Origin of the sequence: Pseudomonas sp. LW8, assembly GCF_041956865.1 — a bacterium.
Lineage (GTDB): Bacteria > Pseudomonadota > Gammaproteobacteria > Pseudomonadales > Pseudomonadaceae > Aquipseudomonas > Aquipseudomonas siliginis.
The window spans coordinates 4,516,126-4,531,996 of record NZ_CP168138.1 but is presented as its reverse complement, the minus strand read 5'-3'; the positions used below and the strand labels follow the sequence as shown (position 1 = coordinate 4,531,996).

Genomic DNA, 15,871 nt, shown 5'->3' with positions numbered 1-15,871 from the left:
ATCACTGATGCTCCTTGTAGGGATCTTCTGATGACGCAGGCGCGTCGGGCGTGGGATCCTGCGATCTTTTCGCACAAGGCATTTTTCGACTCATGACGCCGACATCCGCCGTTTCGCCCTGCATCATCCATATCGCCGCCGCCCTGTTGCTCAACGCCCAAGGCCAGACCCTGCTGGTGCGCAAGCGCGGCACCACGGCCTTCATGCAACCGGGTGGCAAGATCGAAGCCCACGAGTTGCCAGTACACGCATTGGCCCGTGAGCTGGAAGAAGAGCTCGGGTTGCAGATCGACCCGGCGCAGGCGATTTTCCTCAACAGTTTTTCCGCCCCCGCCGCCAACGAGCCGGGCTTCATCGTGCACGCGGAGATCTTCCAATTGACCATCGATACTGACGTGTGTCCGGCGGCGGAAATCGAGGAAGTCATCTGGGTCGATCCGGCCACTGATCCGGCGCTCGAGCTGGCGCCATTGACACGCGAACACATCCTGCCGTTTTATCGCCGTTCACTGACTGCACTCGCCTGATCATTCCCGCAAAGGACGTTGCCATGATCCCGTTGCAAGACCTGCTGATCTTCGCCGCCGCCGCGTTGCTGATGGTGCTGACACCGGGGCCGAACATGATCTATCTGATCTCGCGTTCGATCTGTCAGGGGCGCCGCGCGGGGGTGACGTCGCTGCTCGGCGTGGTCGGCGGGTTCTTCGTGCATATGTTCGCTGCGGCGGCGGGTTTGACGGCAGTGTTTCTTGCCGTGCCGATGGCTTATGAAGTGTTGAAATGGGCCGGTGCGCTGTACCTGCTGTGGCTGGCCTGGCAAGCGCTGAAACCCGGCGCGCGTTCACCGTTTGAAGCGCAGCAATTGCCGCCGGACTCGACGCGCAAGCTGATCACCATGGGCTTTCTCACCAGCGCACTGAACCCGAAAATCGCCGTGTTCTATCTGTCGGTGTTTCCGCAATTCATCAGCCCTGAGCACGGCTCGGTGTTCACCCAAAGCATCGTCCTCGGCCTCACGCAGATCGGCGTCAGCTTCAGCGTCAATCTGTTGATCGCGCTGTTCGCCGCAGGCATCGCTTCGTGGTTCGTGCGCAACCCGACGTGGTTGGCGATGCAGCGCTATTTCATGGGCATGGTCCTCGGTGGCCTTGCCGTACGGCTGATGCTCGAACAACGGCGGACTGCCTGACATGTGGATCGAACGGCTGGACGCCAGCCACGCCTTGGCTTACCGCGAACTGATGCTGCAAGCCTACGACCGGCATCCGCAGGCGTTCACCTCCAGCGTGCGCGAACGCGCGGTGATGCCATTGAGTTGGTGGGAAGGGCGCCTGACCAGCAAGCTCGATGTGGTGCTGGGGGCATTCGATGCCGGGACGTTGGCCGGGATTGTCGGCCTGGCCTTTGAACCGCGCGAGAAGGCACGACACAAGGCCACGCTGTTCGGCATGTATGTCTCGGCGGATTTTCGTCGCAAGGGGCTGGGCTTTGATCTGGTGCAGGCGGCACTGGTCGAAGCGCAAAAGCATCCGGCGCTGAAGCTACTGCAGCTCACTGTCACCGCCGGCAATGACGCGGCTTTTCAGTTGTACCAGCGTTGCGGCTTCATTCAGTTCGGCCTCGAGCCACTCGCCGTGCGGGTGGGCGAAGACTACTTCGACAAGATCCACATGTGGCGCCAGCTCTGACCCACCACGACAATCCTTGTGGGAGCGAGCCTGCTCGCGAAGGCGTCCGTCCAGCCGACATCATCGCTGAATCATCCACCGCTTTCGCGAGCAGGCTCGCTCCCACAGGGGGAACTCTTGCTCGGAAAAATCAGCGTACGGCACTGACCCCATCGAGGGTCGAGAACGAAGTGTCCTTGGCGGTCAGCAGGAAATCGCGCATGTACGGCGCGTCGAGCATGTCCGTGCGAATCGCCGCGTACAGCGTCGCGAACAAGCCTTTCTCACCCAACCGTTTGCCCTTCACATAGCCGCGCGAGCTGTATTCATGCAGCGCCCAGTGCGGCATCCCGCAGACGCCACGGCCGCTGGCGACCAGTTGCATCATCATCACCGTCAGTTCCGAAGTGCGCACCTGCGCAGGTTCGATGTCGGCCGGTTCGAGGAAGCGGGTGAAGATGTCCAGACGATCACGCTCGACCGGGTAGGTGATCAGCGTTTCCGTCAACAAATCTTCGGGCACGATGTACGGCTTGCTCGCCAGCGCATGCTGATTGGCCACCGCGAGCATGGCTTCGTAAGTGAACAGCGGCACGTAAGTGATGCCGGCAATTTCCAGCGGATCGGAGGTCACCACCAGATCCAGATCGCCGCGCGCCAGTGCCGGCAGTGGGGCGAAAGCGAAACCCGAAGCCAGGTCCAGCTCGACCTCCGGCCAGGCATCGCGGAACTGGTCGATGGTTGGCATCAGCCACTGAAAGCAGCTGTGACATTCGATAGCCATGTGCAGACGCCCGGCGGTGCCACCGGCCAGCCGACCGATGTCCCGTTCAGCGGCGCGCAACAGCGGCAGGGTGGCGTCGGCCAGTTGCAGCAGGCGCAAACCGGCGCTGGTGAAGCGCACCGGTTTGGTCTTGCGCACGAACAACTGCATGCCCATGCGCTCTTCCAGCTCTTTGAATTGATGCGATAGAGCGGATTGCGTCAGATGCAGGCGATCAGCGGCATCCACCAGGCTGTCGGCCTCGCGCAGGGCGTGCAGGGTTTTCAGATGTCGGATTTCAAGCACCGGCGGGGCTCCATGAAGAAAACTTGTGACGAATGCGGGGAAGGTGAGTTTGTCTCATGACGTTGGCTTTGTCGATCTGTCGGCGAGGATCCGGGGGGAATTCGACAGACGACCGCTCGGCACTCTTCATCAAACTGTCATGCAACTGTGGCAGCGCGCTCGCACGAACTTCATCAGACTCGCGCTCTACTGGGGTGCTGCGTTTTGGTATTTTTCATGTTCAAGAGAGTTTTTTCAGTCGCGGCCGCGTTGGCCGCGCTTTTGTTCGGGGCCGGCTCGTTTGCAGCCGGACGCTGTGATGTCAACGTGCCGACCGAGCACGCCGAGCTGGCGCAGGTCAGTCTTGCCTATCAAAGTATCGGCCGCGCATCGGACCCGGCGCTGTTGCTGGTCATGGGCCTGGGTGGGCAGTTAATCCACTGGCCGGACGAAGTCGTGGTCGCGCTGTGTCAGCAGGGTTTCCGGGTGATCCGCTATGACAACCGCGACGTCGGATTGTCGACCTGGCGGCAAGCGCCGATCGAGGCCAATCTGACCTTCGAAGTGCTGCGTTACAAGCTCGGTTTACCGGTGTCGGCACCGTACAGCCTGACCGACATGGCCGACGATGCGTTGGGTTTGATGACGGCGCTGAAGGTTGAGCAATTCCACGTGCTCGGCGCGAGCATGGGCGGGATGATCGCCCAGCACATGGCGGCAATGGCGCCGCAGCGGGTGGAAAGCCTGACCCTGATCATGACCACTTCCGGCGCTGAAGGCCTGCCGGCACCGAGTGCGGCGCTGGTGCAATTGCTCTCGCGCCGAGGTGCGCCGAATCGCGAAGTGGCACTGGAGCAACAGGCCGATCTGCTCGCGGCACTCGGTAGCCCGGCGGTGACGGATGATCGACAGGCCTTGCTGCAACAGGCGGCGGCATCCTACGACCGCGCGTTCAACCCCGAAGGCGTCAAGCGCCAGATCATGGCGATCCTTGCCGAACCGAGCCGGGTGGCATTGCTCAATCAGCTGCGCGTGCCGACCCTGGTGGTGCACGGCACGGCAGATCCGCTGCTGCCGGTGATGCACGGCGTGCATCTGGCGGCGCACATTCAGGGCAGTCAGTTGAAACTGATTCCGGGACTGGCGCATCGCTTTCAGGAGGCGTTCAAGGAGCCGTTGCTGGCGGCGGTGCTGCCGTATTTGCAGGCGCATCGCGAGGACACTTCGCATTGGGCTCGGGTCGATCCGGCGGCGCCGAACAATCTGCTGTAAGACTGCGCCAGCATCCTGTCGCCAAAAAAATATCAATGTGCCACTATTGTTTGCCGCGTTGTTGCCGATAAGGCGCAGGAACGTTTTCAGACATAGGGACTTGATCCATGATTTTTCGCGCTACACGTCAATGGGCCGCGCTGGCCCTGCTCGCCGTACTGACTCTCACCGGCTGCGCCCATGTGCAACCGCCCGTGGCCCTGGACAAACAGTTCTGGGATGCCAAAGAGCCGACCATCGGTGTGGCCATTACCGTCGTACCGTCGCCGGTGCTGGCGCTGACCGGCAATCAGGGCATCCTCGATTACGCCATCAATGCCGGCGTCAACAGCAAGCTCAGCGCCAACGTCGAGACCTGGCAGGTGCGCGACCTGGAAACCCTGCCCGACGCCATCGTCGCCAAGTTGCAGGCCAAGGGCTACAAGGCCAAGCGCATTGATGAAAAGGTCGATCTGAAGACCTTCAAGGAAGTCGATTTCCGCGAGGGCTACATGACCAAGGACCTGTCGCCGATGAAAGCTGCCCACGGCATCGACCGTCTGTTGCTGGTGTCGATTTATGCCACCGGTGCCACCCGCAGCTACTACAGCATCGTGCCCACCAGCGTGCCGATGGCCCAGGTCGGCGGCCAGGGCATGGTGATCGATCTGTCGGACAACAGACTCTTGTGGTACCAGCCATTCGCCGCTGTACAAGCCGCGCAAGGTGAGTGGGACGAGCCGTCTTACACCAACCTGTCCAACGCGTTTTATCAAGCGATGGATAACAGCCGTCAGCAAATGATCGCCCCGTTCGCACAATGAAACGACTGGCGCTGACCCTCGCGGCGATCTCGCTGCTGGCGTTGCCTGGCTGTGCGCAGAAACCGGCACCCGAGGCCGGTTTCAAGGATCAGGCGGCCATGAGCTATGTGCAGGCACACGGACTGAAGGTCGACGTGCAACTGCCGGCGGAATTTGTTGGCGCCAGCACGGTGATCGACAGCAAGGCGGCAGTGAACGCGGCCAATTCCAGTTACACGCTGGTGTCGAGCTCCGGTGCGGGCGCCGGGCTGGCGGGCATTCTGGTGGCCAGTCTGATCAATACGCAAATGGGTTCCGGTACGTTACAGCGCGATGCCGAAAAAGCCGCGCTGAACGAATCGCGGCCGCTGGCCGACCTGCTCGCCGGCGTGCCGTTGCAGGAGCGCTTGCAACAGCGTTTTCAGGCGGCGTCGCAAGTCTCCGGATTCAAGCAGGGGGCAGGTGCGGTCACGGCACGGTTGCTGATCGAACCGAAGCTGATGCTGACGCCCGATCGCGGCAGTTTCGTGCTGGTCAATCAGGTGCAATTACAGGATATCGCCGGCTCGCCGCTGTACCGCATGCGCATCGAAGTGGCCAGTCAGCCGATTCGTCGTTGCGGCAAGCAATGTATCGATGACGGCGCCCTTGACCTGGCCAAGGTCACCGCCGTGCTGGATGAATGCATTGACGAATCCATGCGCGTGTTGAGCGCCGATCTGATGCAACCGACGCCACCGCCCGCCGCGCAGGAAACCCTGCGTTACGTGCTCGACGGCCAGCGTGTGGTCGAGCGCGGTTATCAACTGGCGCAGAACGGCAACTACTGGCGCTACCGCAATCTTTACGGTGCGGTGAAGTCAGTGCCAGTGCCGTTCGAGGATGCTCTGTCGTCCGCGCAACTGGCCAAAGTCTACGGTCGCTAGTGGCTGATGCGCGTGGGTTCAGGCATGCAGCCGGACCCACACGCTCACCAATACCGTCGCCGCCATCAGCCACGCCACCGCCGCCACGGCCAGCGATGCTTCCAGGCGCATGCGGTCGACCATCACATACAACGTCGCCAGATACACGAAGTAGGGAATGATCGACCACATCCCAAACACGATCGTGGTTTTCAGATCGTCGACCGAGCGGCCTTTGCCGACGATGTAATGCGCGATCAGGGCAAAGGTCGGGAACAGCGGCACCAGGCCGGCGATGTAATAGTTCCTGGTCTTGGACAGTGCCGCGAGGATCAGCACCACTGCGGCGCCGATGGCGGCTTTGAGAATCAGATCCATCAGTGGCTCAGCCCGTACTTTTTGACTTTGTCGAACAGCGTGGTCTTGGCCATGCCCAGTTCCTGGCTGGCCTGGGTCAGGTTGCCGCCGCTGCGTTGCAAGGCGTCGACCAGCAGATTGCGCTCGAACGCTTCCACCGCTTCGGCAAACGCCAGACCCTGGCCGGCGCTGGCTCCGGATTTCTTGAAGGCCGGCAGGCCGAGGGCGAAGCGTTCGGCGACGTTGCGCAGTTCGCGCACGTTGCCCGGCCAGTCGTGGCTCATGAGGTTCGACAGGGTCTGGTTGTCCAGCTCCGGCAGCGCGCGGTCGAAGCGCAGCGCCGATTGCTGGGTGAAATGCTCGAACAGTTGCAGGATGTCTTCGCGGCGTTCGCGCAGCGGTGGCAATTCCAGGGTCACGACGTTGAGGCGGTAGTACAAGTCGCTGCGAAATTCCCCGGCCTTGCTCGACTCATCGAGGTCGGATTTGGTCGCCGCGATCACCCGGCAATCCACCGCCACGCTCTGGTTTGAGCCGAGGCGTTCAAGGGTGCGTTCCTGCAGTACGCGCAGCAACTTGATCTGCAACGGCAGCGGCATGCTTTCCACTTCATCGAGGAACAGCGTGCCGCCGTCGGCGTGCTCGATCTTGCCGATGCGCCGTTTGCCGGCGCCGGTGAAGGCGTTGGCTTCGTGGCCGAAGATTTCGCTTTCAAAAAGGTTTTCCGGCAGGCCGCCGCAGTTCAGCGCGACGAACTGTTTGCTGTGGCGCCGACTGAAATCGTGCAGGCAACGAGCGACCAGTTCCTTGCCGGTGCCGGTCTCGCCTTCGATCAAGACGTTGGCCGAGGTGTCGGCGACGTTGGCGATCAGCTCGCGCAGGTTCTGCATCGCCGGTGAGCGGCCGATAATCCGCCCTTCCAGCGAATCGCGTTCGGCCAGTTGCCGACGTAGCGATGACACTTCACGGGCGAGGCTGCGTTGCTCCAGCGCCCGCCGCGCGACATCGACCAGGCGTTCCGGCGAGAACGGTTTTTCCATGAAGTCGTAGGCGCCTTTCTGCATCGCGCCGACGGCCATGGAAATGTCGCCGTGGCCGGTGATCAGCACCACCGGCAGGCTGCGATCACGCTGCTTGAGGCGGGTGAGCAATTCCAGCCCATCGATGCCCGGCAGGCGGATGTCGCTGATGACGATGCCGGCAAAGTCGTCGCCGACCTGCGCCAGCGCCTCTTCGGCACTGCCGACGCCGATGCACGGAATGTCTTCGAGGGTCAGCGCCTGTTGGCAGCCGAGCAGCACATGGGGGTCGTCTTCGACAATCAGCACACTGAGTTCAGGGTTCATATTGGCTCGGCAGAAAGAGGGCTTACCAACGGTAAACTGAGGACGAAAGTGGTGCCACCGCCGGCCGGGTGTTCGACACCCAGGTGCCCGCCGGTGGCGGCGGCGAGGCTGGCGGACAGGGTCAGGCCCAGTCCCAGGCCTTGCTCGCCGGGTTTGGTGGTGAAGAACGGTTCGAACAGATGCTTGCGCGCTTCGGCGTCGATGCCGTGGCCGTTGTCACGCACCCGCAAGCGGTACTTGCCGTTGAATTCTTCACCCTCCAGCCACAGCTGCGGCTGCGGTTGCGCGTGCATGGCGTCGAGGGCGTTGCCGATCAGGTTGACGAGGATCTGTTCGAGACGGGTCTGATCGATCAGCAATTGCACATCGGCAAACTGCCGGTGAATCTGCAGCGCGGTGTTTTCCACGCGCGCGCCGAGCACTTGCAACGCGGCGTCGACGGCTTTGCCGAGACTGGCCTGACCCTTGTTGTCGCCGCGCCGGGCGAACGAACGCAGGCTGGCGGTGATCCGGCCCATGCGGTCGATCAGGTCGTTGATGGTCTTGAGGTTGGTGCTGGCGACGTCGAGCTGGCCGCGCTCAAGAAAGCGCACGGTGTTGCCCGACAGCGTGCGCATCGCCGCCAGCGGCTGGTTCAATTCATGGGCGATGCTGGTCGACATCTGGCCGATGGCCGCGAGTTTGCCGGCCTGAACCAGTTCATCCTGGGCGCGGCGCAACGTCTCCTCGGCCTGACGGCGCTCGCGGATCTGACTCTTCAGGCGTTCGTTGCTGGCGCGCAGATCGGCGGTGCGTTCGGTAATCCGACGCTCCAGTTGGCTGTTGGCTTCCTGCAACGCTTCGCGGGCGGCGAGGCGGGTGGCGAGGACTTTGCGCCGCTCGTTCCAGGCAATCAGCAGGAAGGCGAACAGGGCAAACGCCACCGCCACCAGAATGCCTTGGTTGATGGCTTCGCGGCGCAGGTCCTGCAATGGCGTGAGCAGGGTGAAATTCCACGGCGTGTCGCTCAGCAGTCGGGTTTGCGCCAGATAACTGATGTCGTCTTCGTCGGGCTGCAATTCGCTGTTGGCCGGGAAAGTCAGTTTCTCCACGCCTTCGGCCAGCGTCTCGCGGGCCAGTGGTTGCAGTTCGTTGAGCGGGAACCAGTAATACTGCAGGCTGCGAGCGAGTTTTTCCTTGACCTCATCGCTGAGCGGGATCACCGATTTCAGCCGCCTGGCCGGATCGCTGGAGAGAATGATGATGCCGTTCTCATCGCTGACGAACGCTTCCAGTCGCGCCCGCTGCCAGCGTTCTTCCATGGCTTCCAGACGCACCTTGACCACCGCGACACCGATGATCTTGCCGTGCTCTTCGAGGCCGTGGGCGAGGTAGTAACCGGGTTCGCCATTGGTGCTGCCGATGCCGTAGAAGCGCCCGGGCTGGCCGCGCACGGCGTCTTTGAAATAGGCGCGGAAGGACAAGTCTTCACCCAGATAACTGTCGACATCGCGCCAGTTGCTGGTGGCCATGACCCGGCCGGTGGTGTCCATGACGTAGATGGCCCGGCTGCGGCTGCGGCGGTTCAGGCCTTCGAGGTAATCGTTGACCGTCTGCCGGTGTTCCGGGGTCGGGTCGGCCAGCAACTGCGGCACACTCGTTTCGAGTTCCAGCAGGCTGGGCAGGTAGGTGTATTTGCTGATCTCGCTTTCGACCGCGCGGGCGTGCAGTTCCAGCTGACGCTGGCCGTTTTCGCCGAGGCTGCGGATGCCGAAGTGTTCACTGGTCCAGAAGCCGATAAAACCCAGTCCGACCATCAGGGCGATGATCAGCGGCGGCAGGAACAGATGACGGATCAGACGGGGCTTCACGGCAAGTGATGGCTCTGCAGCGCGATAAAGAGTGGGGTCGCATTTCATCACAGATGCCTTGGGTCAACCACAACACTTGTTTGTGCCTGTGGCGAGGGGATTTATCCCCGTTGGGCCGCGAAGCGGCCCCAAAACCATCACTGCGGTTTAACTGAAAGACCGCATGCACAGGGTTTACGACTGCTGCGCAGCCGGACGGGGATAAATCCCCTCGCCACAAGGGATCTCATTGTCAGGCTGCCCGCACCCCACAGACAGGGTGCGGGTGTGTTGCTTTTAGTGCTGCAGGATTTTCTCGAGGAAGTGCTGCGCGCGTTCGGAGCGGGCGCTGATGTCGCCGAAGAATTCCTCTTTCGGGCAGTCCTCGATGATCTTGCCCTGATCCATGAAGATCACCCGGTCGGCCACTTTACGGGCGAAGCCCATTTCGTGGGTCACGCACATCATGGTCATGCCTTCGTGAGCCAGTTGCACCATCACGTCGAGCACTTCGTTGACCATTTCCGGATCGAGCGCCGAGGTCGGTTCGTCGAACAGCATGACGATCGGGTCCATCGCCAGCGCGCGGGCAATCGCCACACGCTGTTGCTGACCACCGGACAGTTGCCCCGGATGCTTGTGGGCGTGCGCCGACAGGCCGACGCGCTCAAGCAACTGCAGACCTTTTTTGGTCGCCTCTTCCTTGCTGCGGCCGAGCACCTTGATCTGCGCGATGGTCAGGTTTTCGGTGATGGTCAGGTGCGGGAAAAGCTCGAAATGCTGGAACACCATGCCCACGCGCGAACGCAGTTTCGGCAGGTTGGTTTTCGGGTCGGCGATCGACGTGCCGTCAACCACGACATCACCTTTCTGGAACGGCTCCAGGGCGTTGACGCATTTGATCAGCGTCGACTTGCCGGAACCCGACGGGCCGCAGACCACGATCACTTCGCCTTTCTTGACCTCGGTGCTGCAATCAGTCAGCACCTGGAAGTCCCCATACCACTTGTTGATGTTTTTGATAGAGATCATACGGCGAACCTTTTTTGCAGACGCTTGACCAACCGCGAGGCGGCGAAGCTGATGATGAAGTACACGAGACCGGCGAAAATCAGGAACTCATTGGAGCGGCCGATGATGTCGCCGCTGGCACGCGAGGCGTTGAGGAAATCCACCAGGCCCACGGTGTAGACCAGCGAGGTGTCCTGGAACAGGATGATGCTCTGCTGCAGCAGCAGCGGGGTCATCTTGCGGAACGCCTGCGGCAGGATGATCAGGCGCATCATCTGCCCGTAGTTCATGCCCAGTGCCTGAGCAGCACCCATCTGGCCCTTGGAAATCGACTGCACACCGGCCCGGACGATTTCGCAGAAGTACGCCGCTTCGAACATCATGAACGCCACGACGCACGAGGTGAACGCGCCGATCGGCGTGTCTTCGCCGGTGATCCAGCGCAGCACGAACGGCACCGCCAGGTAGAACCAGGTGATCACCAGCAGCAGCGGGATCGAGCGGAAATAGTTGACGTAGGCGCCAGCGATGCTCGACAGCAGCTTGTTGTGCGACAGACGGCACAGCGCGAGGATCGTGCCGAGAATCATCCCGCCGATCACGCCCATGGCCATCAGCTTGAGGGTCATCACCATGCCGTTCCACAAACCGGGAATGGCCGGGACGATGCCACTGAAATCGAATTCCATTATTTACCCCCCACGGAGATCAGGCCGGGCACCGCGACTTTCTTCTCGACCAGGCGCATCAGCAGCATCAGGCTCATGTTGAGGGTGAAATAGATCAGCGTTGCCAGGGTGAACGCTTCGAACAGGTTGGCCGAGAACTCGGCAGTCTGTTTGGTCTGCGCCAGCAATTCCATCAAACCGATCAGGGACGCCACGGAGGAGTTCTTGAACACGTTGAGGAATTCCGAGGTGAGCGGCGGAATGATGATCCGGTAGGCCTGGGGCAGCAGCACGTTCCAGTAGATCTGCGGCAGCTTGAAACCCATCGCGCGGGCGGCGGATTCCTGACCCCGAGGCAGTGCCTGGATACCGGTGCGCACTTGCTCGCAGACACGGGCGGCGGTGAACAGACCGAGGCAGACGACAACGCTCAGGTAGGCCGAGGTGGTCGGATTGAGGTCCTGCTTGTACCACTCCTGCAGATCCGGCGGCAGCAGATCGGGCACCAGGAAGTACCAGATGAACAGCTGCACCAGCAGCGGCACGTTACGGAACAGCTCGACGTAGCAGGTCGCGATGCCCGATACGATGCGATTCGGCACGGTGCGCATGATGCCCAGCAGCGAGCCGAGCAGCAGGGCGATGATCCACGCCACGACGGCGATGGCGATGGTCCAGCCCAGACCGGAGATGAACCAGTCGAGATAGGTCTCGCTGCCCACACCGGTGGACTTGAAGAACACGCCCCAGTCCCAGTTGTAATTCATTAGGGTCTCCCCTCGATTCGATCGATGTACAAGTGCCCGCCTGGGGAACTCCGTTCCCTCCCCAGTCTTTTTTCAAAGACCGGGCACACGCGATCGGCTCGACAGCCACCGGTTCGAGTGTTTCCAGAAAAATGCCAGCAGGGAGTGACCATCCCCTGAAAAGGCAGGCGCCTCCTCAGGGGATAAGGTTAGTCAGAAAATCAGGACTTCTTGTCGTCAGCCGCTTTGTCGGTCGGATTGGCGATCAGGGTCTTGAGCTCGTCGCTCATCGGGAAGTTCAGGTTCAGGCCTTTTGGCGGAATCGGCTGCATGAACCACTTCTCGTAGATCTTGTTGATTTCGCCCGAAGCGTAAGTGGCCTTGATCGCGTCATCCACAGCCTTTTTGAACGGCTCGTCGCCTTTGCGCATCATGCAGCCGTAGATTTCGTACGACTGTGGCGTGCCGGTCACTTCCCAATCGGCGGCTTTCTTGGCCTTGGCGGCTTCGCCGGCCAGCAGTGCGTCATCCATCATGAAGGCAACGGCACGGCCCGATTCCAGCATCTGGAAGGACTCGCCGTGGTCTTTGGCGGAGATGACGTTCATGCCCATCTGCTTGTCGGCGTTCATCGCCTTGAGGATGCGCTCGGAGGTGGTGCCGGCGGTGGTTACGACGTTCTTGCCTTTCAGATCGTCGAAATCCTTGTACTTGGAGTCTTTCTTGGACAGCAGGCGGGTACCGATTTCAAAGATGCCGACGGAGAAGTCGACCTGCTGCTGACGCTCGACGTTGTTGGTGGTCGAACCGCACTCGACGTCCACGGTGCCGTTCTGCACCAGCGGGATACGGGTCTGCGAGGTGACGAGGTTGTATTTGACTTGCAGGTTCGGCAGGTCGAGGTCTTTCTTGATCGCTTCGACGATCTTCAGCTGGATATCGTGCGAGTAGCCGACCGGCTTGCCGGACGCATCAGCGATATAGGAGAACGGAATGGAGGCGTCACGGTGGCCCAGGGTGATGACACCGGACTCTTTGATCTTCTTCAGGGTGCCGGTGAGTTCAGCGGCGAAAACTGGCGTGCTGATCAGAGCGGCAGCAATGGCTGCGCCCAGGATATGGGGAACGATGCGCATCAAATTTTCCTCGACATTGTTTTTTTTATGGAGCCAGTTTGTCGGCCCTTTTTGTGCTTCGAATGCCTGACGGCTCCTGAAGTGTTGGCACAGCAGGCATTCGTCGAGAGAGTGTAGAGCATGACTCGTGCCAGAGCAGTCGAAGTCCGTTAAGCGATTGTTTTATAACGTTATTAAAGTTTTATGGCGGTAATTTTATGAAGGCATGATCCGGTTAACCGAATCGACTGTGGAGTCGCGTTCGGAAAACCGAATATCTTGTGGCCTGGTCTCAGACTTGCCGGCTCAGTGGCGTTTCATGCAGATACACCCACTTCACCCCTTCAGGCTGCCCGCTCAGGATCGCCACTGCGACCCGCGAGTGTTGAGCGCCGTCCAAGCGTTGGGTTTCGACGTAGCTCACAGCCAGCATGTCGTCCTCCTGCCACACCGTGTGCAAATCACTGATCTCGATATCGAGTCCCGCCTTGGCGCCTACGGCTCCTTTGAACAGTTGTTCTACTTCGACGCGGGTCAATGCGCCCCCGGAAATACCGACCATGCTGAAATCCTCAGCAAATGCCTGCATCAACGGCTCGATGCTCGCGGCGCCAGCGCCGTCGGCATCAGTGAATACCCGAAGGATCAGCTCGTGGACGTGGTGAATACTGTGTTCGGCCTGTTCGATCAGATCGTATGTCATGGGCGTTCCTTTGCAGGGGGCAGTTGATTCATCTGCAGCAACGGCAGCAGCCCGACCAGCGCGGCAATCGCGAAGGTGGCGTGATAGGCCGGTGTGGTGCCGAGCGGCGGGAGCAGCACGTTGAAGATCATCAGAAACAGTGCGGCGCCGAGGCTGAAAGACATCTGCCGATTGATGTTCCAGATGACACTGGCCTTGTGCGTATCGCCGCCGGTGAAGTCCATCAGTGAGGTAGTTTGCGCGGTATTGGCACCGATGCCACCGCCGATGCCCATCAGGCTGTAGGCGATGATGATGAGCCAAAGATCAGTTGACGCATTGACCAGCACCAGGGTGGCGATGCCGGCGCTGTGCAACAGCATGCCGAGGGTGAACAGGCGTCTGGCGCCGGTCCGGTTGTAGACGCGACCGCAAAGGATCATTGCGATGAACGCACCGATGGCATAGAGGATCATGAACATTCCGGTCAGCCGGGCGCTGAAGTGCAGGGTGTTCTGCAAAAAGAAAATACTCATCAGGTTGACACCGGTGAACACTCCCGGAATTGCGTAATAGATGAAGATCGAGGTGCTGAGTTTTCTGCTCCTGAGCAGGCTCAAGTCGATGATCGCGTTACTGCAGCGGCGGTAATGCAGCAGATACAGCGCGATGAATGTCAGGCCCGCGATGACAAAACCCAGCGCTGCCAGCGGTGGGTAATCGCCGCCGTACAGCGACATACCCATCAGCAAACTGGCGAGCACCGCGCTGACCAGCAACAGGCCTTTGATGTCCGGACGCTGAAGCTCGGCGGGTTTGCCTTCCCTGATCCACCACCACGACAGCCCGGCGGCAAGCAGCGAAAACGGGAGGGTGCTGTAGAACACCCAGCGCCAGGAGCTGATGTCGACAATGAGGCCGCCGACGGTGGGTGACATCGCCGGGGCAATCAGGGCAACGGCCATGATCAGCGTGGATATTTTCGCGCGTTGCTCGCCATGAAAAAGATTGAACGTCAGTGCCTGTCCGACCGGGATCAACAAGCCGCCGCCGATGCCCTGAACGAAGCGCCAGATCACCAGTTCATGGAAGCTGTCGGCCTGGCCGCACAGCCACACCGAGCCACTGAATACCAGCATTGAAGCGGTGAGGATTTCACGACTGCCAAAACGCGCGGCCAGCCAGGTGCTCAGCGCAATGATCAACGTCAGTCCGAGGATGTACGCGTTGGCGACCCACGCCACCGAAGCGCTGCTGACCTGCAAGGTAGCTGACAGACTGGGCAGCGCCACCGCCGACATGAAGATGTTGATGCAATCGATAAAGAAGCCGAGCAGGAAAATCGACGCGACTTTATAGCGGTAACTCATGGTGTTTCCCCTTTGTCGTCGAGCATAGGGGCGATAGACTCCGATCGTCGATGCAATGGAGCTGAACACAATGTTTGAAGGGATTGAACCGTGACTCAGGGCGCTCTGCACACGCACTTGAACCGGGTGCAGACGTTTCTGGCGATTGCCGAACTGGGTTCTTTTACCAAGGCTGCCAGCCATCTGAATCTCAGCCGGGCCATGGTCAGTCTGCACATCAAGGCCCTGGAGGCAGCGTTGTCGACCAGCCTGTTGCTGCGCAACAGTCGTGCCGTGACCCTGACCGAGGCCGGGCAAAGCTTTTACAACGAATTCAAAACCATCGTTGCCGATATCGACACAGCGTTTGACAGGGTACTGCACCGCACAAACCGCGTTTCGGGAACGCTGCGGATCAGTTCCACCAGTGAATACGGCGAGCGATTCATCCTGCCGCTGATTCCGCTGTTCGCCGAGCGTTATCCCGACATCCGCCTGTGCTACGACTTCAACTCCTCGCTCAATGATCTGCTTGCCGACCGGCTCGATCTGGTGGTTCGCCTGGGCAACCTGGCGGACTCGGCTTTCAAGAGCCGGAAACTGGCCGACTATGAAATTGTGCTGGTGGCTACTGAAGGGTTTCTGCTCCGCTACCCGGTAAAAACACCGCAGGATCTCAATGCCGTGCCGTGGATTGCCAACAGCAATCTGTTGGCGCCGACGCAGTGGGTTTTACGCGATGGTGTGGGGGAAGCAGTCGAAATCAATGGTAGCCGTCATTTCCAATCGAATTCATCGACTGCGATTCGTTCGATGACCTTGTCGTCGCTGGGCGTGTCGGTGCTGCCGGCGTGGATGGTTGAAGACGATAGGGCCCGTGGGCATCTGGTACGTGTGCTGCCGGAATACTCGCTGCCCTCACAGCCGATCAGCCTGGTGTTTGCGGACACGCCGCACCTGCCGCCCAAGTCGCGGGTGTTTATCGATTTTCTTTTGGCACATTTAGGGTCGTGAGGGAGTGGAGCCGGGCCTTGCGGGCTTAGCAAAAAGCCCCTGAATCTTGCGATTCAGGGGCTTTCGTTCAAAAGATAGGG

17 protein-coding genes are annotated in these 15,871 nt (G+C 60.5%); 7 read left to right on the top strand and 10 right to left on the bottom strand.

What is annotated here, in order from left to right; all coding sequences use genetic code 11:
* Positions 1–92: 92 nt before the first annotated feature.
* From AB9L16_RS20425 to AB9L16_RS20415, 3 genes are read left to right on the top strand one after another with little or no spacing between them, the layout of a single operon-like run.
* Positions 93–527, top strand: a complete 435-nt coding sequence (locus tag AB9L16_RS20425) for an NUDIX domain-containing protein (RefSeq protein ID WP_095181775.1) — start codon at positions 93–95, stop codon at positions 525–527.
* 23 nt (positions 528–550) lie between these two features.
* Positions 551–1,189 (top strand): LysE family translocator, encoded by a 639-nt coding sequence (locus AB9L16_RS20420; protein ID WP_375122616.1) that lies wholly within the window; start codon positions 551–553, stop codon positions 1,187–1,189.
* A 1-nt stretch (position 1,190) separates the two neighbouring features.
* On the top strand, positions 1,191–1,688 hold the full coding sequence (locus tag AB9L16_RS20415; protein WP_150638626.1) for a GNAT family N-acetyltransferase: 498 nt from the start codon (positions 1,191–1,193) through the stop codon (positions 1,686–1,688).
* Positions 1,689–1,818: 130 nt separating this feature from the next.
* On the opposite strand, the gene metR is transcribed toward AB9L16_RS20415, so the two are convergent.
* Positions 1,819–2,736 carry a transcriptional regulator MetR gene (metR, locus tag AB9L16_RS20410; RefSeq protein ID WP_016773382.1) on the bottom strand — a complete coding sequence of 306 codons (918 nt, stop codon included), beginning with the start codon at positions 2,734–2,736 and terminating at the stop codon, positions 1,819–1,821.
* Between the two features lie 216 nt (positions 2,737–2,952).
* Between metR and AB9L16_RS20405 the strand changes: the two genes are divergently transcribed.
* The 3 genes from AB9L16_RS20405 (at position 2,953) to AB9L16_RS20395 (ending at position 5,695) form a co-directional block, all read left to right on the top strand.
* Positions 2,953–3,987: an alpha/beta fold hydrolase gene (locus AB9L16_RS20405; RefSeq protein WP_217851391.1), complete on the top strand. Its 1,035-nt coding sequence runs from the start codon at positions 2,953–2,955 to the stop codon at positions 3,985–3,987.
* Positions 3,988–4,094: 107 nt separating this feature from the next.
* Positions 4,095–4,790, top strand: coding sequence for a hypothetical protein (locus AB9L16_RS20400; protein WP_095181777.1), 696 nt, complete (start codon positions 4,095–4,097; stop codon positions 4,788–4,790).
* Entirely contained in the window at positions 4,787–5,695 is a 909-nt protein-coding gene (locus AB9L16_RS20395; RefSeq protein ID WP_129997578.1) for a hypothetical protein, read from the top strand. Before AB9L16_RS20400 ends, AB9L16_RS20395 begins: the two co-directional genes overlap by 4 nt.
* A gap of 18 nt (positions 5,696–5,713) precedes the next feature.
* On the opposite strand, the gene AB9L16_RS20390 is transcribed toward AB9L16_RS20395, so the two are convergent.
* From AB9L16_RS20390 to AB9L16_RS20350, 9 genes are all read right to left on the bottom strand, one after another.
* A complete protein-coding gene (locus tag AB9L16_RS20390) occupies positions 5,714–6,043 on the bottom strand; it encodes a GlpM family protein (RefSeq protein WP_177342732.1) in 330 nt (109 codons plus the stop codon).
* An 8-nt stretch (positions 6,044–6,051) separates the two neighbouring features.
* Complete coding sequence (locus AB9L16_RS20385; protein ID WP_258707143.1) at positions 6,052–7,377, bottom strand: sigma-54 dependent transcriptional regulator; 1,326 nt, start codon at positions 7,375–7,377, stop codon at positions 6,052–6,054.
* Positions 7,374–9,275: an ATP-binding protein gene (locus AB9L16_RS20380; protein WP_056790048.1), complete on the bottom strand. Its 1,902-nt coding sequence runs from the start codon at positions 9,273–9,275 to the stop codon at positions 7,374–7,376. The genes AB9L16_RS20385 and AB9L16_RS20380 overlap by 4 nt, the downstream gene beginning before the upstream one ends.
* A 228-nt stretch (positions 9,276–9,503) precedes the next feature.
* The gene (locus AB9L16_RS20375; RefSeq protein ID WP_016773390.1) at positions 9,504–10,238 is read right to left on the bottom strand and encodes an amino acid ABC transporter ATP-binding protein; all 735 of its coding nucleotides are present in this window, start codon (positions 10,236–10,238) and stop codon (positions 9,504–9,506) included.
* Positions 10,235–10,906, bottom strand: a complete 672-nt coding sequence (locus tag AB9L16_RS20370; protein ID WP_016773391.1) for an amino acid ABC transporter permease — start codon at positions 10,904–10,906, stop codon at positions 10,235–10,237. The genes AB9L16_RS20375 and AB9L16_RS20370 overlap by 4 nt, the downstream gene beginning before the upstream one ends.
* Complete coding sequence (locus AB9L16_RS20365; protein ID WP_056790046.1) at positions 10,906–11,652, bottom strand: amino acid ABC transporter permease; 747 nt, start codon at positions 11,650–11,652, stop codon at positions 10,906–10,908. Before AB9L16_RS20365 ends, AB9L16_RS20370 begins: the two co-directional genes overlap by 1 nt.
* Before the next feature lie 200 nt (positions 11,653–11,852).
* The gene (locus AB9L16_RS20360) at positions 11,853–12,767 is read right to left on the bottom strand and encodes a glutamate/aspartate ABC transporter substrate-binding protein (RefSeq protein WP_095181779.1); all 915 of its coding nucleotides are present in this window, start codon (positions 12,765–12,767) and stop codon (positions 11,853–11,855) included.
* A 271-nt stretch (positions 12,768–13,038) separates the two neighbouring features.
* The gene (locus AB9L16_RS20355; RefSeq protein WP_095181780.1) at positions 13,039–13,449 is read right to left on the bottom strand and encodes a DUF4440 domain-containing protein; all 411 of its coding nucleotides are present in this window, start codon (positions 13,447–13,449) and stop codon (positions 13,039–13,041) included.
* Positions 13,446–14,798, bottom strand: a complete 1,353-nt coding sequence (locus AB9L16_RS20350; RefSeq protein ID WP_375122615.1) for an MFS transporter — start codon at positions 14,796–14,798, stop codon at positions 13,446–13,448. The genes AB9L16_RS20355 and AB9L16_RS20350 overlap by 4 nt, the downstream gene beginning before the upstream one ends.
* Before the next feature lie 105 nt (positions 14,799–14,903).
* On the opposite strand from AB9L16_RS20350, the gene AB9L16_RS20345 reads away from it, so the two are divergent.
* Entirely contained in the window at positions 14,904–15,791 is an 888-nt protein-coding gene (locus AB9L16_RS20345) for a LysR family transcriptional regulator (protein ID WP_252869568.1), read from the top strand.
* Positions 15,792–15,871: the final 80 nt, after the last annotated feature.